This window comes from Actinomycetospora sp. C-140 (assembly GCF_054796175.1).
Genome location: NZ_JBTWNF010000020.1, coordinates 1 through 20,952, shown reverse-complemented (window position 1 = coordinate 20,952; position 20,952 = coordinate 1). Strand labels below are relative to the sequence as shown.

Sequence of the window (20,952 nt, the reverse complement as noted above, 5' to 3'; positions counted from 1 at the left end):
AGCGGGCGAGGACTCGGAGCGACCCCCTCCCGGTCCCCCGACGACCGTCCTCCCGCCCTCGGTCAGAAGCCTGGCCGACGACGGGACGCGGGGCATCAGCAGAAATGACTAGCCCGGCCGACCGCGTGCGTACGCCGCTGGACGGAGCCGCGGGGGCGGCTTAGCGTCCTCGTCGTGCCAGGTCAGGAGGCGACGGGAGGCGGCGGGGCGGACGTCGCCGTGGCCCCCTCGGCCCCGGCACCCTGGCGGGCGGGCGACGCCGCGGCCCTGGCCCGGTGCTGGGACCGGGCGCGGACGTCGGGCGCCCTCACCGTCGTCGTCACCGGTGACGCGGGCGCGGGCAAGACGCGTCTCGTGCGGAGTCTCGCCGAGCGTGTGGAGGCCGACGGCGGGGTCGTCGTGTCCGGGGCCGCCGTGGACGTCGGCGAGCAGCTCCCGCTGTGGCCGGTGGCGACGGGCCTGCGCCGCGTGCTGCGCGCCCCCGACGACGCCCCGGCGCCCACGCTCGCCGCGCGCGCCGCCCTGGAGCCGTGGCGCGACGAGCTCGCCCCGTTGCTCGACCCCGGTCCGGCCGCGGTGCCGCCGTCGACCGGGCACCTGCTCGAGCTGGTGCGCCGCGTCCTGCACGCGGTCGCCGCCGCGGCGCCGGTCCTCGTCGTCGTCGACGACCTGCACTGGGCCGACCGCACCACCCGCGAGCTGCTGGTCTCCCTCGTGGCGCACCTGGTCGACGAGCGGATCCTCGTCGTCGCCACCGCCCGCTCCGACGCTCTCGACGCGGCCCACCCGCTGCGGCGGATGCTGCCCGAGCTCGCCCGCGACCGGGCCGTGCGCACGGTCGAGCTGGCGCCGCTGCCCCACCACGCGGTGACCGGGATCGTGCGCGACGCCGGCGGCGACGACGCGCTCGCCGGGCTCGTCTGGCACCGCTCGGCAGGCAACGCCTTCATCGTCGCCGAGACCCTGGCCGCCGTCTCCGAGGGCGCCGACGACGGCCTGTCCCCCGGGCTGCGCGGCGTCGTGCTCGGCCGCGTCGCGGGGCTGGGACGGGCGGCGCGGGCGGCGGTGCAGGCGATCGCGCTGGGCGAGGAGCCCGTGGCCCACGGCCTGCTCGCCGCGGTCGTGGGCGCCGAGGAGTCCGAGCTGGTCGAGGCCCTGCGCGAGGCCGCCGACGCGGCCGTGGTGGTGGTCGACCCGGACGTCGAGGGCTACGCCCTGCGCCACGGCCTGATGCGCGACGTCGTCGCCGCCGACCTCATGCCCGGCGAGCGCCGGCGCCTGCACCGCCGCTACGCCCTCGCCCTGGACGCCGTCATGGACCCGGCGGCGGCACGCGACGCCCTGGAGGCGGCGGGAGCGGCGGGAGCGGTGGGAGCCGTGGCCGACGACACCGACCCCGCCGTCGCCCTGCGCCGGGCCCACCACTGGGCCCGCGCCGACGACCCGGAGCGCGCGCTGCCGGCCGTGGTGCACGCCGCGACCCTCGCCGAGCGGATGCACGAGTTCGGCACCGCCCACCGCCAGTGGATGGCCGCCCTCGAGCTCGCGGCGGCCCGCACCGCCCCGCCGTCGGACAAGCTGCTGCCCGGGCGCCGGGTGCGGGCGCTGCCCCCGGGCGACCCGGAGTCGGGCACGCTCCTGAACCGGGCGGCGGACACCGCGCAGCTCGCCGGCGAGTACGACGCGGCCGTCGACCTGCTGCGCCGGATCGTCCCGGACCCGGCGTCCGCCGGCGTCGGCGAGCTGCCCGCGGTGGTGCGGCTCGGGCGCTCACTGCTCGACGCCGGGCGCACCGGCGACGCCGTCGCCGTGCTGCACGACGCGGGCCGGGCCGGGCGGCGCGTCGGGGACGACCCCGCCCTGGCCGCGGTGCACGCCGCCCACGCCGAGGCCCTGCTGATCACCGGGGACGTGCGCGGGGCGCAGCAGGAGGCCGAGCGGGCGCTCGCGGTCTCGCGCGCGGGCGGCGAGCAGGCCGAGCAGGCGCCGATGCTCGCGACGCTCGGCTTCGCCCAGGCCTATCTCGAGAACCCCGACGCCGGGCTCGCGTCGGTCGCCGACGGCCTCATGATCGCCGAACGCACCGGGGACGCCGCGGCGGTCGGGCGCGCCTACCAGGCCTGGGCGGACCTGCTCTCCGGCCCGCTCGCCGAGATCCACGAGGGCGTCGAGATCGCGCGCCAGGGCGTGGCACGGATGCGCGACCTCGGGCTGTCGCGCTCGGCGGGGGTGCGGCTGCTCGCCACCGCGGCCAACGGCCTGTTCCGGCTCGGACGCTGGGCCGAGGCCTCCGACGCCGTCGACGAGGCGTGGGCGCTCTCCCCCACCGGCGCCGACGCGCTCGAGGTGCGGCTGGCCCGCTGCCGGCTCCAGGTCGGGCGCGGCGAGTTCGTCGAGGCCGACGAGGACCTGCGCGCCGTGGACCTGCTCGCCCTCGACGGCACGGGCGAGGAGGACCCCGAGCCCGACGACCCCGACGACCGCGCACCCCGGCGCGTCACGGTCGCCTCGCGCTACCGGGTCCCGCTGCTCACGCTGCGCTCCGGGGTCGAGATGTGGCGGGGGCGCCCGGACCTCGCACGCGGGCTCGTCGCCCGCGGCCTCGACGTCGCCGAGCACACGCCCGACGACGTCTTCCTCATCGCGCCGCTGGTCTGGCACGGGCTGCGCGCGGAGGCCGAGGCCGCCGGGCGCGGGATGACCACCGACCGCGCGACGCTCGACCGGCTCGCGCGCCACGTCGTGCACCTCGAGCGCCGGGTCCCGCACACGGTGCCGGCGCTGCGGCGCACCGTCCTGGCCTACGTGCGGATGTGCCGTGCCGAGGCGGGCCGCGCCGCCGGGGCGAGCGACCCGGCCGCCTGGGGGCAGGTGGCCGAGATGTGGAGCGCCCAGCTCAACCCCTACCCGGCGGCCTACGCCCTGCTGCGACGGGCGGAGGCCCTGCTCGCCACCGGCGCGCGGCGCGGGGAGGCCGCCCGGGCCCTGCGCGCCGCCGCCGAGACCGCCCACGCGATGGGCGCCGGGCCGTTCCTCGCCGAGATCGACGCCCTCGCCCGGAGGGCCCGCCTCGACGTCGCGCACGCCGGCGACGCCGTCGTCACCACCGCGGACCGCCCGGCCGCCGCGGCGGACGCCGGCGCCGCGACCCGGCGCGCCCCCGAGCTCGCGGCGCTGACGTCGCGGGAGCACGAGGTGCTCGCCGTGCTCGCCGACGGGCTGTCCAACCGCGAGATCGCCCACCGGCTCTACATCAGCGAGCGCACCGTCGCCGTGCACGTCTCCCGCGTGCTCGCGAAGACCGGCACCCGCTCGCGCACCCAGGCCGCGGCGCTCCTGCAGCGCGTCCGCGCCCGCCCCACCAGCGCCGAGAGAGGCCCGCGATGAACGACGACCACACCCTCGCCGGCAACCTCGGGTCGCTGACCGGTCTCGCCCGGCCGGCGCTCACGGACGTCCCGTCCGTCGTGGACCGGCTCAAGAAGATCTCGACGGTGGCGGCGACGCTGCAGCCGCGGGGTGAGGACGACGGCGTCGCCTGCTTCTCGCGCCTGTACCAGCAGATCACCGAGGACGTCCTCGCGTCGTACGAGAACCGGTCGCTGTTCCGGTGCGGCGACTTCATCATCGAGCTCGACATCGCCTTCGCCCAGCGCTACCTGGACGCGATGCTCGCCCACGGCACCCCGGGCGCGACCGTCCCGGGGTGCTGGCAGCTGCTGTTCGACCGTCGCCAGGAGGACGGCATCGAGCCGTGGCGCTTCGCCGCCACCGGCGTGAACGCCCACGTCAACTTCGACCTCGCCTTCGCCCTGCTCGACGTCTGGGAGCGCCACCCCGACGCCCCGCTGGGCACCACCGACGAGCAGTACGACGACTACCGGGCGATCAACACGATCTTCGAGCGGAACATGGACTCGCTGTGCGGGAAGTTCGACGCCCCGTGGTCCGACGTCGGCGGCGACGGGTCGCTCTTCGACAAGGCCGGCAACGTGCTCGGCGACCTGCTCGTCGTCGGCACCCGCGACCTCGCCTGGACGTTCGCCGAGCGCATGTGGCGCCACCACACGACGCCCGGCTACCGCGACGTCCCCACGCGGACGCTGGACCGCGTCGCGACCGGTTTCGCGAGAGCACTGATCTAGCCGGCCACCCGGACCTCGAGGACGGCGCGCAGCCCGGTCGTCGGGATCGTGGCGACCCGCTCCAGGCCGGCGGCGGCGAAGAGCCGGTCGTACTCGGCCTCGGTGCGCTCCCGCCCGCCCACGACGGCCATCATGTGCAGGTCGTAGAGCCCGGCCGTGGTGGGTTCCGGGCGTTCGGGCAGCACGACCTCGAGCACGAGCAGGCGGGCCTGCGGTCCCATCGCCTCGCGGCAGCGCGCGAGCAGCCGCCCGGCCGGTTCGTCGTCCCAGTCGTGGACGATCCACGAGAGCAGGTAGAGGTCCGCGCCGCCCGGCACGTCGACGAAGAAGTCCCCGGCCCGCACCTCGCAGCGCCCGTCGAGGCCGCCGGCCGCCAGCGTGGCCCGGGCCCGCTCGGCGACCGGGCCGGTCTCGACCAGCACGCCCCGGGCAGCCGGGTTGCGCCGGAGCAGGCCGCTCAGCAGCGCGCCGGTGCCGCCGCCGAGGTCCACCAGCGTGCGGGCCCACGTGGTGTCGTAGACCGCCGCGACCTCGTCCGCGGCGACGGCCGTCGATCCCGACATCGTGGCGTCGAAGAGCGCGTTCGTGTCGGGGTGCGCGGCGAGGTGCTCGAACAGCGGGGCGCCGAAGCGGTGCTCGAACCCGCTGCGCCCGTCGCGCAGCGACGCGAGCAGGCCGTCCCACGACGGGTACCAGAGCCGGCGCACGAGCAGCGCGCGGGCGTGGATGCCGCCCGGCCGGTCCCGCTCGAGCCAGCGACCCGCGGGCGTGGTCGCGTAGCGGCCGTCGTCGAGGCCCGCCACGAGACCGAACCCGTCGAGGGCCCGCAGCAGACGCCCGAGCTGCCCGGCGTCGGTGCCGGTGCGCGCGGCCAGCTCGGCGACACCGCGCGGGCCGTCGGCGAGCTCGTCGGGCAGACCCAGCTCGGCGGTGAGGCCGACGATCTGGGTGCGCCAGTACGCCGTCAGCAGCTCCAGGAGCCGGTCCCGCTCGGCGGGGTCGGCGGCGGCGGTGCCGGCGTCGGTGTCGGTGCTGGTCATCGTGGTCCCCCCTCCGGAGACCGACTGTGGCGGATGCGGCGCCGGGCGCGGCCCGAATTCGTCCGCACGGAGCGCGCCGTTCCCCCGCTCGGCACGTCCGTAGGCTCGCGGAGGTGTCCCGTCGTCCTCCGCCGCTGCCGCCGCGGGACGGGCTCGACCCGGCACGGGTGCGGATGCCCGACGACGGGCCCTGGTCGACGCTGCGCGACCACCTCGTGGACCGGCTGCCGGTGCCCTCGGCGCGGGTCGACGCGATGCTCGCCGAGGGGCGCATCGTGTCCGACGACGGCCCGCTGGGGCCGGACGCCCCGTTCGTCCCGCGGGCGGTGGTGTGGTTCCACCGCGACCTGCCCGACGAGGCGCCCGTGCCGTTCGCGGTCGACGTCGTGCACCGCGACGACGAGATCGTCGTGGTGGACAAGCCGCACTTCCTCGCGACGATCCCGCGCGGGCGCCACGTCCGCGAGACCGCCCTGGTGCGGCTGCGCCACGAGCTCGGGCTCCCCGACCTGAGCCCGGCCCACCGGCTCGACCGCGTCACGGCGGGTCTCGTGCTGTTCGTCGCCGACCGCGACCGGCGCGGGACCTACCAGAACCTGTTCCGCGACCGGCGCGTCGCCAAGGTCTACGAGGCCGTCGCCCCGTACGACCCGTCGGTGGAGCTGCCGCGGGTGGTGCGCAGCCGGATCGTCAAGGAGCGCGGCGTCGTCACCGCGTACGAGACACCGGGCGAGCCGAACGCGGAGACGCTCGTCGAGCTGGTCGACGTGCGCGGCGCCCGCGCGCGCTACCGCCTGACCCCGCACACCGGGCGCACCCACCAGCTGCGGGTGCACATGGCCTCGCTCGGGCTGCCGCTGCTCGGCGACCCGTTCTACCCGACCGTGCGCGACGTCCCGCTCGACGACTTCCGTGCGCCGCTGCAGCTCCTGGCCCGCGAGCTCGCCTTCCCGGACCCGCGCACCGGCGCCGAGCGGCGGTTCACGAGCCGGCGCACGCTGCAGGCCTGGGACGACCCGGACGGCTGGGCCGCGGGACCGTGACCGATCCGCTGATCGTCACCGCGCTCCTCGACGCCGCCTCCCAGGACGAGCTCGACGACCGCAGGCGGCGCTGGTTCCCGGCCGGTCGACGCGTCGTCGGCGCACACCTCACGCTCTTCCACGCCCTGCCCGGCGCCCGGTTCGACGCGGTGGCCGACGTGCTCGCCGAGGTCACCGACCGGGCGCCGATCCCGGCGGTGATCGGCGCGCCCGTGTCGCTGGGGCGCGGCGTGGCGCACCCCGTCGACGCGCCCGGGCTGGCGGCGGTGCACGAGCGCGTCGCCGACCGGTTCGCCGGCGATCTCACCCGCCAGGACCGTCAGCGGCTGCGCCCGCACGTCACCGTGCAGAACAAGGTCGACGCGGCGACCGCGCGCACGACCCTCGCCGAGCTGACCGCCGAGCACGTGCCGTGGACGGCGACGATCACCGGTCTCGGGCTGTGGCACTACCGGGGCGGGCCGTGGGAGGGCGCGGGCGAGTTCCCGTTCGGCGGCGCCTGACCCGCTCGGGCAGGCTGGTCGACCGTGCCGGAGCTCCCCCCGCTCGACGTGCCCGTGGTCGCCGCCCCGATGGCGGGCGGCCCGTCGACGCCCGCGCTGGTGGCCGCCGTCGCCGCGGCGGGTGGGATGGGGTTCCTCGCGGGCGGCTACCTCGGCGCGGAGGCGCTCGACGGTCAGCTCACCGAGCTCGGAGGGCTGAGCCCGCGCCCGTACGGCGTCAACCTCTTCCTCCCGGCCGACCCCGATCCGGACCCGGCGGCCCGGGCCGCGGCGATCGCGACCTACGCCGCGAGCCTGCAGGGCGAGGCCGCGCGGTACGGCGTCGCGCTCGGCGAGCCCCGCGCCGACGACGACGCGGTCGACGACAAGATCGCGGTGCTCGCGCGGCACCGTCCCGCGGTCGTGTCGGTGACGTTCGCGCTCCCGTCCGCGGCCCGGCTCGCGGCGCTGCGCGCGACGGGCGCGGCGCTCGTGGCCACGGTGACCTCGGTGGCCGAGGCGCGCGCCGCGGCCGCGCTGGGCCTCGACGCGCTGTGGGTGCAGGGCCGCGACGCCGGCGGTCACCGCGGGGTGCACGTCGACACCGGCGGCGACGACCCGGGAGACGGAGCGCAGAGGAGCTCGACCCGTGACCCGGAGGCGGGCGCCGAGCCGCTCGCGACGCTGCTGCCCGCCGTCCGCGCGGCGACCGACCTGCCGCTGGTGGCGTCGGGAGGGATCACCGACGGGGCCGGTGTCGCCGGCGCGCTGGCGGCCGGAGCCGTCGCCGCCGGCCTCGGCACCGCGTTCCTCTGTTGCCCGGAGGCGGGTACCTCGGCGACCCACCGCGCGGCGCTGCTCGCCGCGGACGCGCGGGACACCGTCGTCACGCGCGCGTTCACCGGGCGACCGGCCCGGGGTCTGGCGAACCGCTTCACCGACGAGCACGCCGCCGACGCGCCCGCCGCGTACCCGGAGCTGCACCACCTCACCCGGCCCGTGCGGGCGGCGGCCGCGGCGGCCGGCGACCCGGAGGCCGTCCACCTCTGGGCGGGCACCGGGTGGCGGGCGGTGACCGAGGATCCGGCCGGCGAGATCGTCGCCCGCCTCGATCGGGAGCGCCGCGCGGCCTGACCCGGACACACCGACGGCCCGCCACCACGCGGGTGACGGGCCGTCGGGCGAGACCGGTCGCTCAGAAGTAGGTCTTGCGGCCACCCACACCGCGGCCGACGGCACCCAGGATCGTGAGCACGAGACCGACGACCGCGAGGATCGCGCCGATCGTGTACAGGATCGAGATGCCGGTGATGGCCCCGATGATGATCAGGATGACTCCGAGAATGATCACTGCTACTCCTTGGTCAACATTGCCCGTTGGGGCCGGTGGGCTGCCAGATACCCGAGCACCTGGCCATGAACACTCAGCAATCGGACCATTCCTGAATCAGCCGTTCGCGCCACGGGCTGGACGACGAACGGCCACACGGTGTCCAGATTCGCGATGGTACGCGGCCGTGGCGTGATCGTTCCGTCACCGATCCGACATTAATTCCCGGTCGGGCCGTTGCACGGGCGGGCGAGGCCTGGATGAGCGCCGGCGGGGACGAACGAACGGAACTCTCGCTGCATCCGAAGCAGCGGAAGCGCCGTTCATTCCCCCGAGACGCTGGGCCGGACGGCTCAGCCGGTCTGGACCGTGAGACCCCACCCGGTGATCGCGCCCTGGTCGATGCCGACCGCGTCGACGACGTGGAGGCGCCACTCGCCGCCGGCCTCCTGGCCCACGAGCGGGGCGAGCGGGCTGCCCGGCGCGGTGCTGTCGAGGTTCACGCCGAGGTTCGGGTTGGCGCGGTCGCAGGTCGGCGGGTCGGCCAGCGGGATCTCGGTGCCCTGCGGCGAGATCAGCGAGACGGTGAGGTCGCAGGTGTACGGGTGCGAGATCGTCGCCTCGACGTGCACGCTCTGCACCTGGCCGGACCCGTCGACGATGATCGAGTCGGTGACGCCGGCGGGGTTGGCGTCCGGGATCGCCACGCGCTCGCCGGAGACGCCGATGTAGGTGCTGCCGCCCGAGAGCAGGAGGACGGCCCCCACGATGCCGATCACGAGGAGCAGCGCGACGCCGCCGACCACCCACCCGATCCAGCCGCGCTTGCGGGGTGCCGGCGGCTGACCCCCGTAACCCGGCATCCCGCCGGCCGGGGGCTGGCCGGGTGCGCCGTACCCGGGCTGGGGGTAGCCGGGCTGGCCGGCACCGGGCTGGCCGTACGCGGCCTGGCCGTAGACGGGCTGGCCGTAGCCCGGCCCGTAGCCGGGCCCGTAGCCGGGCTGGTCGTAGCCGGGGCCGTAGCCGGGCTGGCCGTGGACGGACGGGTCGTGGCCGGGCTGCTGCTGGGTGGGCTGCTGTTGGGTGGGCTGCTGCTGGGTGGGCTGGCCGTACCCGGGCTGCTGGCCGGGCACGAGCGCCTGCTGGCCGTGCGGCGCGGAGGGATCGGCGCCGGAGGTGGCGCCCGAGGCCGTCGGCGCCTCCGGGGCCGGCACCTGGCCGACCATCGCGGTGGGCTGCGCGGCCTGGCTGACGACGGTGGTCGGCCGGGCGGACGGGTCGCCCTCGGGAGCGGGGAACGAACCGGACGGGGTGGTGGTGCTCATGGGGGGACTCCCGGGGCGGGCGGGGTGCGGGGACAACCCGTCGGGCTCCTCACCCTCCGTGGCTGGTGAGACGGAGAGTAACCGAGAGCAGTCGCGCATCAGCGCTTGTTCACTCGTTCGCACTAGTCAATTGCTTCGTTGTGTGAGTGACGTGCGTCGCCTCACGCAAAACGCTTTGACGTCCTACTATTCGGGGCCGAGGCGCCGACCCCGGACTGCGAGGAACGATGACGGACGAGCTGTACGTCCCGGAGAACCCGATCCGCTTCGTCACCGCGGCGAGCCTGTTCGACGGGCACGACGCGGCGATCAACATCATGCGGCGGATCCTGCAGCGCCAGGGCGCCGAGGTGGTGCACCTCGGCCACAACCGCTCGGTCGACGAGGTGGTCACCGCCGCCATCCAGGAGGACGCGCACGGCGTCGCGATCAGCTCCTACCAGGGCGGGCACGTCGAGTACTTCTCCTACCTCGTCGACCTCCTGCGCGAGCGCGGCGCCGGGCACGTCAAGGTCTACGGCGGCGGCGGGGGCGTCATCGTCCAGGACGAGATCGACCGCCTGCACGCCCACGGCGTCGCCCACATCTTCTCCCCCACCGACGGCCAGCGGATGGGCCTGCCGGGGATGATCAACACGATGATCGAGGCCTGCGACGTCGACCTCGGCGCGCAGGCGCCGTCGAGCTGGGACGGCGTCTTCACCGGCGAGCCGGCCACGCTGGCGCGCGCCCTGTCGGTGGCCGAGGCCGGCGGGCTGCCGTCCGAGGTCCGGGAGCGGGCGAGGTCGGTCGTCGAGGGGAAGACCGTCCCGGTCCTCGGGATCACGGGCACCGGCGGGTCGGGCAAGTCGTCGCTGACCGACGAGCTGGTGCGCCGCTTCCGCCTCGACCAGGAGGACAAGCTGCGGATCGCGGTGCTCGCGGTCGACCCGACGCGGCGCAAGGGCGGCGGCGCGCTGCTCGGCGACCGCATCCGCATGAACTCCCTGGGCGGGGCGCAGGTCTACTTCCGCTCGATGGCCAGCCGCGGCGGCGGGGGCACGCTGCCGGAGAACCTCGCGGACGCGATCCTGCTGCTGCGCGCCTCGGGCGCCGACCTCGTCATCGTCGAGACGCCGGGCATCGGCCAGGGCGACGCCGGGATCGTGGACTTCGTCGACTCCTCGCTCTACGTCATGACGCCGGAGTTCGGCGCCGCGTCCCAGCTCGAGAAGATCGACATGCTGGACTTCGCCGACGCCGTCGCGATCAACAAGTTCGAGCGCCGCGGCGCCGACGACGCCCGCCGCGACGTCGCCCGCCAGCTGGTGCGCAACCGCGACGCGTTCGGCGCCTCGTGGGAGGACATGCCGGTCTTCGGCACCAGCGCCGCCACGTTCCACGACGACGGCGTCACCGCCCTCTACGGCCACCTGCGCGGGATGCTCGGCGGGCACGGCCTCACCGTCGGCGAGGGCCGGCTGACGATTCCGGACTCGAAGGTCTCCACCGACTTCGCGGCCTCCATCCCGCCGGAGCGCGCCCGCTACCTGGCCGACGTGGCCGGGACGGTGCGCTCGTACCACCAGGACACGGACTCGATGGTCGTCGCGGCCCGCCGGCGCGCCGCGCTGCGCCAGGCCGCCGAGGCGCTCGGCGACCGCGACGCCGGCGAGCTGCCGGCCGTCCTCGCCGAGGCCGAGCGGGACCTCCCCGGAGAGGCCGCGGCCCTGCTCGACGCGTGGCCGCAGACCGTCGAGGACTACGCGGGCGACGAGATGGTCGTCCACGTCCGCGACAAGGAGCTGCGCACCCAGCTGACCCGCGAGACGCTCTCGGGCACCAAGGTCCACCGCGTCGCGCTGCCCCCGTTCACGGCCGACGAGGAGATCCTGCGCTTCCTGCGCCGCGAGAACCTGCCCGGGCACTTCCCGTTCACCGCCGGGGTGTTCGCGTTCAAGCGGGAGGGCGAGGACCCGGCCCGGATGTTCGCCGGCGAGGGCGACGCGTTCCGCACCAACCGCCGGTTCCACTACCTGTCCGAGGACTCGCCGGCCAAGCGCCTGTCCACCGCGTTCGACTCGGTGACCCTCTACGGGCACGACCCGGCGACCCCGCCCGACGTCTACGGCAAGGTCGGCACCTCGGGCGTCTCGATCGCCTCGCTCGACGACATGAAGGTGCTCTACTCGGGCTTCGACCTGACGTCGCCGACCACGTCGGTGTCGATGACGATCAACGGCCCGGCGCCCGCGATCCTCGCGTACTTCCTCAACACCGCGGTCGACCAGCAGGTGGACGCGTTCACCGAGGAGAAAGGTCGGGAGCCGAGCGAGGAGGAGCGCGCGGAGCTCGCCGCCCACGCCTACGAGAACGTGCGCGGCACGGTGCAGGCCGACATCCTCAAGGAGGACCAGGGCCAGAACACCTGCATCTTCTCCACCGAGTTCTCGCTGCGGATGATGGCCGACATCCAGGAGTGGTTCATCGAGCACAAGGTGCGCAACTTCTACTCGGTGTCGATCTCCGGCTACCACATCGCCGAGGCCGGGGCGAACCCGATCAGCCAGCTCGCCTTCACGCTGGCGAACGGGTTCACCTACGTCGAGTCCTACCTCGCGCGGGGCATGGACATCGACGACTTCGCGCCCAACCTGTCGTTCTTCTTCTCCAACGGCATGGACGCCGAGTACTCCGTCATCGGCCGCGTGGCGCGCCGCATCTGGGCGGTCGCCATGCGGGAGCGCTACGGCGCGAACGAGCGCAGCCAGAAGCTGAAGTACCACGTGCAGACCTCCGGGCGGTCGCTGCACGCGCAGGAGATGAACTTCAACGACATCCGCACGACGCTGCAGGCGCTGTGCGCGCTGTACGACAACGCGAACTCCCTGCACACCAACGCCTACGACGAGGCCGTGACCACCCCGTCGCAGGAGTCGGTGCGCCGCGCGCTGGCGATCCAGCTGATCATCAACCGCGAGTGGGGCCTGTCGATGAACGAGAACCCGCTGCAGGGTTCCTTCGTCGTCGACGAGCTGACCGACCTCGTGGAGGAAGCCGTGCTCCAGGAGTTCGACTCGATCGCCGAGCGCGGCGGGGTCCTCGGCGCGATGGAGACCGGCTACCAGCGCGGCAAGATCCAGGACGAGTCGATGCTCTACGAGTCGCGCAAGCACGACGGCTCGCTGCCGATCGTCGGCGTCAACACCTTCCTGCCGCCGGAGGACGCGGAGCAGGAGGCGCCGGAGCTCGAGCTGTCCCGGGGCACCGAGGACGAGAAGAAGGGCCAGCTCGAGCGCGTCGCGGACTTCCAGGCCCGCCACGCCGACACGGCACCCGAGGCCCTGCGGAGGCTGCAGGACGCGGCGACCTCGGGGGCGAACGTCTTCGCGGAACTGATGTCGGCGGCCCGCGTCTGCACCCTCGGCCAGCTCACCGACGCGTTCTTCGAGGTCGGCGGGCAGTACCGCCGCTCGATGTAGGTGCGGCTCCGCCGCATGTGAGCACTTTGGAGTGCCAGAGCACTCCAAAGTGCTCACATGCCGAAGGCACCGAGCTGGGCGTCGAGGGCGGCGACGAAGCGGTCGACGCCGTCCTCGCCGCCGAGGATCGCCGTGTCGGCCCGGACCCCGAGGCGCACGCGCCCGGCGTAGCTCAGGATCGAGACACCGAGGGCGAGGTCCCCGGAGCAGGGCACCCAGAACAGGGCGTCGCGGACGCGCGTCCCGGCGATCGTCAGCGGCGCGATCGGGCCCGGCACGTTCGAGATGATCACCGACGACGTCGTCGCGTAGCGGGCCACGAGCGCCCGGGTCCACTCCGGACGGCCGTGCCCCGACCCGGCGATCCCCGCGAACGTGGCGAGGGCCTGGTCGGTGCGCTTGATCGTCGCCATCGCGGCGTGCACCCGCTCCACCCGCCGCTCCGGGTCGGGCTCGTCGGTGGGCAGGGGTGGCAGCACGAGCCCCACCTCGTTGCCGAGCTCGTCGGAGATCGGCCGGTCGAGGGGACGCATGTTGATCGGCATCACGGCGCGCAGCCGCGGGGTGTCCTCGCCGAGGAACTCCCGCAGCGCCCCGGCGATCGCGGCGCAGAGGACGTCGTTGACGCTCCCGCCGGCGGACTTGCCGGCGGCCTTCACCGTCTCGAGCGGCACCATCGACGTCCAGCGCGCCGACTTCGCCGGGCCCGGTCGGCCCTGCAGCGCCGAGGGCGGGTCGTGCGGCGGGCGGGTGAGCATCGCGGTCGACGTCCGCACCGCCCGCCCGGTGGCGCGCAGCTCCGCGGCCCCCTCGGAGGTCCCGGCCGCGCGCACCTTCGCGCGCAGGTCGGCGACCCGTTGGCGCGCCTCCCGGTGCAGCAGCCGCCAGTCGTGGGCACGGCGCGGGCGGCGTGGGGCCTCCGCGTACGCGGATGGTGTCCCCTCGGCTGTCTGCTCGTCGGCGAGCACGTGGAACAGATGGTTCAGCGCGACGCCGTCGGCCAGCCCGTGGTGGATGTTGACGAGCAGCGCCGACCCGTCGCCCCGGTAGCCCGTCACGAGGTGCAGCGACCACCACGGCCGGTCCGCGGGCAGCGGCTCGGACATGGCGGCACCGACGTGGCGGGCGAGCGCGGCGTCGTCGCCCGGCGCGGGGAGGGCGACGGTCCGGACGTGCTCGTCCAGATCCGGGGCGGCGTCGACCCACCGGGCCGGGCCGAGCTGCCCGACCGTCCACGTCGGCCGCTGCCGCAGCCCGGGATAGGCGGCGACCCACCGGTCGCGGACGCGCTCGCGCAGCGCGTCGAGATCCACCGGCCCCTCGCAGAAGAGGATCCCGTGCACCACCATCCGGTTCGTCGGCTGCTCGAGCTGCAACCACGCGGTGTCGATGCCCGACGCCCAACGGTCCACGGGGGTGGTCCTCCGATCACACGAGAATGCCGGTACCGACGGTATCGGATGTCTCGCGGTGGCACGCTGGGGGCATGAACGCCGGCATGAACGTGCAGGACGACGAGGGCCGCCGCGTCCCGCTCCCCGAGACCGTCCGGCGCGTGGTCAGCCTCGTCCCCTCCCTGACCGAGGCGGTGGGCGTCACCGCGCCCGGCCTGCTCGTCGGGGCGACGGACTGGTGCACGCACCCGCCCGACCTCGACGACCACGACGTCACGCGCGTGCGCGGGACCAAGAACCCCGACATCGACGCGATCGTCGGCCTGCGCCCCGACCTCGTGCTCGCCAACGCCGAGGAGAACAAGCCCGGCGAGCTGGAGAAGCTGCGCGAGGCCGGCCTCGCCGTCTACGTCACCGACATCCGCACCGTGGACGGGGCGTTGCGCTCGCTGGAGCGGATGCTCGCCGCGTGCGGGCTCGAGCGCCCGGCGTGGATCGACGGGGCGCGCGCCGCCTGGGACACCCTCCCGCTGCCCGAGACGCCGCGACGCGCCGTCGTGCCGATCTGGCGCAAGCCGTGGATGGCCGTCGGCTCGGACACGTTCACCGGCGCGGTCCTCGACCGCCTGGGTGTGCAGAACGTGCTCGGCGACAGCACCGAGCGCTACCCGCGCTTCGACCCCGCCGACCTTCCCGCGCACGACCTCGTCGTGCTGCCCGACGAGCCGTACACGTTCACCGCCGACGACGGGCCGGAGAGCTTCGTGGCGCCGTCGGCGCTGGTCAGCGGGCGCCTGCTCACCTGGTACGGCCCCAGCCTGCTCGAGGCCGCCCGGGTGCTGCCCGAGCAGCTCGGGGTGGCATCGCTCAGGGCGTAGCTCAGGTCGTCGTGACGCCGCCGTCGACGGTCAGGGTGGTGCCCGTGACGTAGGACCCGGCGTCGGACACGAGGAACACCAGGGCCGCCGCGAGCTCCTCCGGATCGCCGATCCGGTTGGCGAGGACCCGCGGCATCATCGTCTCGAGGTAGCCCTCGTGGTAGCTGTCGGTCATCTCCGAGGTGAAGAAGCCGGGCGCGAGGGCGTTGACGCGGATGCCCTTGCGGCCGGTCCACTGCTGGGCGAGGTCGCGGGTCAGGCCGAGCAGGCCCGCCTTCGACGCCGAGTACGCGGCCTGCGGCAGAGCGGCCGTGGTCAGGCCCAGGATGCTCGAGACGTTGACGATCGCGCTGCCGGGCGCCATGTGGCGCGCGACGGCCTGCGCCATCCAGTAGCAGCCGTTGAGGTTGATGTCGATCACCTCGCGGAACTGCTCCGGCGTCTCCTTGGTCGCGGGGTAGGCGGTGCCGATCCCGGCGTTGTTGACCAGGATGTCGAGGCGCCCGAGCTCGTTCACAGCAGCGTCGGCGAGCGCGTGGCAGTCCTCGGGCGAGGCGACGTCGGTGCGCACGGTGACCGCCCGCCGCCCGCGCTCCTCGACGGCCTTGCGCGTGTCCTCCAGCTTCTCGGTGCGCCGTGCGCCCAGCACGACGTCGGCGCCGGCCTCGGCCAGCGCGGTGGCGAACACCGCGCCGAGCCCGGAGCTGGCGCCGGTGATGACGGCGACGCGGTCGTCGAGGCGGAAGCGATCGAGGATGCCCATGGTCGGGGGACCGTAGCGGTCCGTGCCTAGGCTCGTCGGGTGGTCGGCACGTGAGCGGTGTGGTCGAGGGCTTCGTCGTCATCGGCGTCGTCGTCGCCGTGGGGATCCTCGTGGGGCGTCTCGGGGTGCTCCCCGACGGGGCCACGGAGGTCCTGTCGCGGACGGCGTTCTTCGTCGCGAGCCCCGCGCTGCTCTTCGTCACGCTGCTGCGGGCGGACGTGGCGCGGGTGCTCTCGACGGGCCTCGTCGTCACCGCCCTCGCGGCCGTGGCGGTGTGCCTGCTCTACGTGCCGGTCGGGATGCTGCGCCGCCGCCCGCGCGGCGAGACGGTCGTCGGCTCGATGGCCAGCGGCTACCTCAACGCCGGCAACCTGGGCCTCCCGATCGCGACCTACGCGCTCGGCAGCGCCGCCGAGATCGCGCCGGCCCTGATCTTCCAGCTGGCGGTGCTCACGCCCGCCTACACCACGCTGCTGGACGCCGTCGCCGCCCGTCGCCGCGGGGAGACCGGAGGTCTCGGCGGGGCGTTGCTGGCGCCGCTGCGCAACCCGTTGCTGATCGCGACGGTGGCGGGCCTCGCGCTCAACGTGGCCGGGGTCCGGGTGCCCGAGAGCCTGCTCGAGCCCGTCGAGCTGCTGGCCGACCTCGCGGTGCCGGCGATGCTCCTGGCCTTCGGGCTCTCGCTCGCGCACGCCCAGCGGCCGGGCCGCGACGACGACCCCGTGTGCCTGGGTGCGGTGATCGTGCTGAAGAACCTCGCGCACCCGCTCATCGCCTGGGCGCTGGGGCTGGTCTTCGGCCTCACCGGCCCGGCGCTGCTGACGGTCGTGGTCAGCGCGGCCCTGCCCACGGCGCAGAACGTCTTCGGGTACGCGGTGCGCTTCGACACCGGCGTGGCCCTGGCCCGCGACGCCGCCCTGCTCACGACCCTGCTCAGCGTCCCGGTGCTGCTGGTGGTGGCGCTCTGACGTATGTGAGCGAACTTTGGGGCCATAGCACCAAAGTTCGCTCACATACGGGGTCAGGCGGGCACCAGCTCGCGGGTCTCGTCGGGCGCCTCGGCGGCCGTCGACCGGCGGCGGCCGCGGACCTCGAGGCCGCCGGACAGCGCCAGGACGGCGAGGCCGACGACGGCGAGGGCGGCGCCGACGATCGTGGGGGCGAGGTAGCCGAGGCCGGCGGCGATGACCATGCCGCCCAGCCACGCGCCGAGGGAGTTGGCGATGTTCGACGCCGACTGGATGGCCGCCGACGCCACCGTGGGCGCCTCACCGACCAGGTCGAGGATGCGGGTCTGGATCGCCGGGCCGAGGGCCAGCGAGAACATGCCGGCGCCGAACAGCGAGAGCACCGCCAGCACCGGGTGGTGCACGGTGACGACGAAGCTCACGAGCACGCCGGCCAGCGCAAGCAGGCACACGTACAGCGTCCCGAGCGGGGCCCGGTCGGCGGCGCGGCCGCCGAGCACCGAGCCGGCGGTCATGCCGAGGCCGACGACGGCGAGCAGCAGCGTCACCGTGGCGGTGGAGAACCCGCCGACCTCGGTGAGCATCGGCGTCACGTAGCTGTAGCAGGCGAACATCGCGCCGAAGCCGAACACCACGGCGGCCAGCGAGAGCACGACCTGCGGCTGCCGCAGCGCGGCGACCTCGCCGCGCAGGGCGCCCTTGCCGGTCGCGGCGGGCGCGGCGGCCGGGACGAACGCGGCGACGGCGCCGAGGGCGACGAGCCCGATCACGCCGACGACGGCGAACGTGGCGCGCCAGCCGGCGGCCTGGCCGAGCAGCGTCGCGAGCGGCACGCCGACGACGTTGGCGACGGTCAGGCCGAGGAAGACCCGCGACACGGCGGTGGCGCGGCGGTCGCGGCCGACCATGGCCGCGGCGGTCACCGACGCCAGGCCGAAGAAGGCGCCGTGCGGCAGGCCGGTCAGGAAGCGGACCACCATGAGCGACCCGATCCCGGGGGCGATCGCGGAGGCGAGGTTGCCGACGGCGAACACGCCCATGAGGGCCATGAGGACGGGGCGGCGGGGCAGCTTGACGGTCGCGCCGGCGAGCAGGGGCGCGCCGACGACGACGCCGGCGGCGTAGGCGGACACGAGGTGGCCTGCCTCGGAGACGGGCACACCGAGGTCGCCCGCGACCTCGGGCAGCAAGCCCATGATCACGAACTCGGTGGTGCCGATGCCGAAGGTGCCCAGGGCGAGGGCGAGCAGGGCCAGAGGCACGGGGAGCTCCTCGGGGGTGGACGACTGGTCTTCATCCGGTCGCCATCCACCGTGCGAGCGCAGGAACCATAAGTCGAAGAAGCTTCTCGCCATGAGCCATAAGCTGAGCTGATGCCGACGCTGCGCCAGCTCGAGTACTTCCTCGCGGTCGTGGACGAGGGCTCCTTCACGCGGGCCGCCGACCGGCTGTTCGTCACCCAGCCCGGCCTCTCGCAGCAGATCGCGACGCTCGAGAGGGAGCTGGGTGGATCACTCTTCAGCCGCCTGCCCCGTGCGGTGGCTCTCACCCCGACCGGGCGGGCCCTGCTCCCCCACGCCCGGACCGCCGTGACGGCCGCCGAGCGCGGCAACGCCGCCGCCCGGGCGGCCACCGGCTCCGAGGGCGGCGAGCTGCGCCTGGCCACCGTGTACTCCGTCAGCCTGGGGCTCCTCCCCGGCGTGCTGCGTCGATGGCGCACCGAGAACCCGGTCGTGACCGTGCGGCTCTACGAGCACCGGCACGGCGACGCGCTCGCCACCGCGATCGCCGAGGGCCAGGCCGACGTCGGCGTCGGGCCGGTGCCGCCGCAGTGGCGTGGACGACAGCGCAGCCTCGGCACCGAGGAGATGGTCGTGCTGCTGCCGCCCAACCTGGGCGCCGACGACCTCATGCGCCCCGCCGCCGGGGAGATCGCCCTGAGCCGGCTCGAGCACGTCCCGTGGGTGCAGTACGCCCCGGACCACGCGCTGTCGGACGTGCTGCTGGACGCGTGCCGGGAGGTGGGCTACCGACCCCAGGTCGCCGTGCGCACCGAGCAGACCGCGGTCGCTCCCCTGCTCACGGCGGCCGGGATCGGACCGTCGCTGGTGCCCGCGGCGATCGTCCCGCCCCAGTTCATCGGCGCGATCGCCCGCCCGGTCCCCCGCGTCGAGCGCGAGCTCGTCGCCTACACCGGTGCCGAGCCCGACGCGCTGACCAACCGATTCCTCGCGCTCGTGTCGCGGGCGGCGGTGCTCATGCCCGATCACGTCTCGTTGGCGCTCGCGCAGTCGTGAGTCGTGCTGAGATACCGGCGGCCACACACACGACCCTGGAGGTTCGAGAACTCGTGGATGCACGCCCGACGGCCGCGGTCATCGGCGGCGGGACGATGGGCGCCGGGATCGCCCACGTCCTGCTTGCCGCCGGATCGCCGGTGGCCCTGGTGGAGGCAGACGCCTCCCGCGTCGACGCGTCGCGGCAGGCGGTGGAGACGAGCCTCGACGGCGCGGCGTCGCGCGGGAAGCTGCCCGAGGGCACGACGCGCGACGACCTGCTCGCCCGTCTGACCCTCGCCACCGACGTCGCCGAACTGCCGGACGACGCGGCGATCGTCATCGAGGCCGTCCCCGAGCGGGTCGAGCTCAAGCAGACCGTGCTCGGCGGTGCCGCGCGCGCCTGCCCGGGCGCGGTCCTCGCGTCCAACACCTCGTCGCTCTCGATCGCCGCGATCGCGGCCGACCTGCCCGGCGACCGCGTCATCGGCATGCACTTCTTCAACCCGGTGCCCGCGCAGAAGCTCGTCGAGCTGGTGGTGCACCCCGGTACGTCGGAGGAGACGACGAGCGCCACCCGCGAGTGGGTGGACGCGCTGGGCAAGACCGCGATCGTGGTCAACGACGCGCCCGGCTTCGCCACCTCGCGCCTCGGGCTGACAGTCGGCCTCGAGGCCATCCGGATGGTCGAGGAGGGCGTCGCGAGCCCGGAGGACATCGACACCGGCATGCAGCTCGGCTACCGCTGGCCGATGGGCCCGCTGCGGCTCACCGACGTGGTGGGACTCGACGTCCGGTTGGCGATCGCCGAGCACCTCACGACGGAGCTCGGCCCGCGGTTCACGCCGCCGCAGCTGCTGCGGGACAAGGTGGAGCGCGGCGAGCTCGGGCAGAAGTCCGGGCGCGGCTTCTACGACTGGAGCTGAGCCGTGGACCTGGGACTGGGCGGCCGCGTCGCGATCGTCACCGGCGCGTCGCGCGGCATCGGGCTGTCGTGCGCGCGGGTGCTCGCGACCGAGGGCGCGCACGTCGTGCTCGTCGCCCGCGACGCCGAGGCGCTGGAGACCGCCGCCGGGCGGGTGCGTGCGGCCGGGCCCGCGTCGCGGGTGCTGACGGTCGTCGCCGACACCACCGACGACGCGTCGGTGCGGGCGATGGTGGCGCGGGTGGTCGACGAGCTCGGCGGCGTGGACGTGCTGGTCAACGCGGCCGCCCGACCCGCAGGCGGCTCACCGATCCCGCCGCTGACCGAGCTGACCGACGACGCGGTGCTCTCCGAGGTCGACACCAAGGTGCTCGGCTACCTGCGCACCGCCCGCGCGGTCGCCCCGCACATGACGGCGCAGGGCTGGGGCCGCATCGTCAACATCTCGGGGCTCAACGCGCGGCGCACCGGCTCCATCGCCGGGACGATCCGCAACGTCGGCGTCGCGGCGCTCACCGCGAACCTCGCCGACGAGCTCGGCCCGCACGGCGTCGGCGTCGTCGTCGTGCACCCGGGCTACACCGAGACCGAGCGGACGCCGGGGATGGTGGCGTCGCGGATGGAGTCGACGGGGCGTTCCGAGGACGAGGTCCGGGCGGAGCTCGCGGCGGGCACCAGCCTGCGGCGGATCATCACCGCGGACGAGGTCGCCGACGTCGTCGTGTTCCTCGCCTCGCCCCGCGCCGTCGCGGTCACCGGCGACACCGTCGCGGCCGGCGGCGGCGAGCGGGGCGTCGTCCACTACTGAGGTCCGGGGTCTTTCGCAGCGAACGCGCTGTTCGCTGCTTCTACGCGTACGAACTCCCCGTTGATCTGTGAGCGTGTCGGTCAGCGGTTCCGGTCTGGTCCGCTACCAGGCTCG

General features: G+C 74.8%; 17 protein-coding genes. 11 read left to right on the top strand and 6 right to left on the bottom strand.

Features of this window, described 5'->3' with window-relative positions:
* The first annotated feature begins 174 nt into the window (after positions 1-174).
* Complete coding sequence (locus ACR9E3_RS26670) at positions 175-3,387, top strand: helix-turn-helix transcriptional regulator (RefSeq protein WP_460383789.1); 3,213 nt, start codon at positions 175-177, stop codon at positions 3,385-3,387.
* Positions 3,384-4,145 carry a DUF5995 family protein gene (locus tag ACR9E3_RS26665; RefSeq protein WP_460383787.1) on the top strand — a complete coding sequence of 254 codons (762 nt, stop codon included), beginning with the start codon at positions 3,384-3,386 and terminating at the stop codon, positions 4,143-4,145. Before ACR9E3_RS26670 ends, ACR9E3_RS26665 begins: the two co-directional genes overlap by 4 nt.
* On the opposite strand, the gene ACR9E3_RS26660 is transcribed toward ACR9E3_RS26665, so the two are convergent.
* On the bottom strand, positions 4,142-5,185 hold the full coding sequence (locus ACR9E3_RS26660; protein WP_460383785.1) for a methyltransferase: 1,044 nt from the start codon (positions 5,183-5,185) through the stop codon (positions 4,142-4,144). The genes ACR9E3_RS26665 and ACR9E3_RS26660 overlap by 4 nt on opposite strands.
* 173 nt (positions 5,186-5,358) lie before the next feature.
* Between ACR9E3_RS26660 and ACR9E3_RS26655 the strand changes: the two genes are divergently transcribed.
* The 3 genes from ACR9E3_RS26655 to ACR9E3_RS26645 are packed head-to-tail and all read left to right on the top strand — an operon-like array spanning position 5,359 to position 7,844.
* Entirely contained in the window at positions 5,359-6,228 is an 870-nt protein-coding gene (locus ACR9E3_RS26655) for a pseudouridine synthase (RefSeq protein WP_460383936.1), read from the top strand.
* Positions 6,225-6,731, top strand: a complete 507-nt coding sequence (locus tag ACR9E3_RS26650) for a 2'-5' RNA ligase family protein (protein WP_460383783.1) — start codon at positions 6,225-6,227, stop codon at positions 6,729-6,731. Before ACR9E3_RS26655 ends, ACR9E3_RS26650 begins: the two co-directional genes overlap by 4 nt.
* Positions 6,732-6,755: 24 nt before the next feature.
* Complete coding sequence (locus ACR9E3_RS26645) at positions 6,756-7,844, top strand: nitronate monooxygenase (RefSeq protein WP_460383781.1); 1,089 nt, start codon at positions 6,756-6,758, stop codon at positions 7,842-7,844.
* Positions 7,845-7,905: 61 nt separating this feature from the next.
* On the opposite strand, the gene ACR9E3_RS26640 is transcribed toward ACR9E3_RS26645, so the two are convergent.
* Complete coding sequence (locus ACR9E3_RS26640) at positions 7,906-8,061, bottom strand: hypothetical protein (protein ID WP_274199477.1); 156 nt, start codon at positions 8,059-8,061, stop codon at positions 7,906-7,908.
* 332 nt (positions 8,062-8,393) lie between these two features.
* A complete protein-coding gene (locus tag ACR9E3_RS26635) occupies positions 8,394-9,365 on the bottom strand; it encodes a proprotein convertase P-domain-containing protein (RefSeq protein WP_460383780.1) in 972 nt (323 codons plus the stop codon).
* 227 nt (positions 9,366-9,592) lie between these two features.
* On the opposite strand from ACR9E3_RS26635, the gene icmF reads away from it, so the two are divergent.
* Entirely contained in the window at positions 9,593-12,826 is a 3,234-nt protein-coding gene (icmF, locus tag ACR9E3_RS26630; protein ID WP_460383778.1) for a fused isobutyryl-CoA mutase/GTPase IcmF, read from the top strand.
* A gap of 53 nt (positions 12,827-12,879) precedes the next feature.
* Here the strand turns inward: icmF and ACR9E3_RS26625 are convergent, their stop codons facing one another.
* Complete coding sequence (locus ACR9E3_RS26625) at positions 12,880-14,238, bottom strand: wax ester/triacylglycerol synthase family O-acyltransferase (protein ID WP_460383777.1); 1,359 nt, start codon at positions 14,236-14,238, stop codon at positions 12,880-12,882.
* A 74-nt stretch (positions 14,239-14,312) separates the two neighbouring features.
* Here ACR9E3_RS26625 and ACR9E3_RS26620 point away from each other — a divergent pair, with 74 nt between their 5' ends.
* Complete coding sequence (locus tag ACR9E3_RS26620; protein WP_460383774.1) at positions 14,313-15,098, top strand: helical backbone metal receptor; 786 nt, start codon at positions 14,313-14,315, stop codon at positions 15,096-15,098.
* A 1-nt stretch (position 15,099) separates the two neighbouring features.
* On the opposite strand, the gene ACR9E3_RS26615 is transcribed toward ACR9E3_RS26620, so the two are convergent.
* Positions 15,100-15,861 carry an SDR family NAD(P)-dependent oxidoreductase gene (locus ACR9E3_RS26615; protein ID WP_460383773.1) on the bottom strand — a complete coding sequence of 254 codons (762 nt, stop codon included), beginning with the start codon at positions 15,859-15,861 and terminating at the stop codon, positions 15,100-15,102.
* A 50-nt stretch (positions 15,862-15,911) separates the two neighbouring features.
* Between ACR9E3_RS26615 and ACR9E3_RS26610 the strand changes: the two genes are divergently transcribed.
* On the top strand, positions 15,912-16,829 hold the full coding sequence (locus ACR9E3_RS26610; protein ID WP_460383772.1) for an AEC family transporter: 918 nt from the start codon (positions 15,912-15,914) through the stop codon (positions 16,827-16,829).
* 53 nt (positions 16,830-16,882) lie between these two features.
* Here the strand turns inward: ACR9E3_RS26610 and ACR9E3_RS26605 are convergent, their stop codons facing one another.
* Positions 16,883-18,091: an MFS transporter gene (locus ACR9E3_RS26605; protein WP_460383771.1), complete on the bottom strand. Its 1,209-nt coding sequence runs from the start codon at positions 18,089-18,091 to the stop codon at positions 16,883-16,885.
* Positions 18,092-18,202: 111 nt separating this feature from the next.
* Between ACR9E3_RS26605 and ACR9E3_RS26600 the strand changes: the two genes are divergently transcribed.
* From ACR9E3_RS26600 to ACR9E3_RS26590, 3 genes are read left to right on the top strand one after another with little or no spacing between them, the layout of a single operon-like run.
* Positions 18,203-19,126 (top strand): LysR family transcriptional regulator, encoded by a 924-nt coding sequence (locus ACR9E3_RS26600; RefSeq protein ID WP_460383769.1) that lies wholly within the window; start codon positions 18,203-18,205, stop codon positions 19,124-19,126.
* A gap of 53 nt (positions 19,127-19,179) precedes the next feature.
* Positions 19,180-20,031 carry a 3-hydroxyacyl-CoA dehydrogenase family protein gene (locus tag ACR9E3_RS26595; protein WP_460383768.1) on the top strand — a complete coding sequence of 284 codons (852 nt, stop codon included), beginning with the start codon at positions 19,180-19,182 and terminating at the stop codon, positions 20,029-20,031.
* Between the two features lie 3 nt (positions 20,032-20,034).
* On the top strand, positions 20,035-20,838 hold the full coding sequence (locus ACR9E3_RS26590) for an SDR family NAD(P)-dependent oxidoreductase (protein WP_460383767.1): 804 nt from the start codon (positions 20,035-20,037) through the stop codon (positions 20,836-20,838).
* Positions 20,839-20,952: the final 114 nt, after the last annotated feature.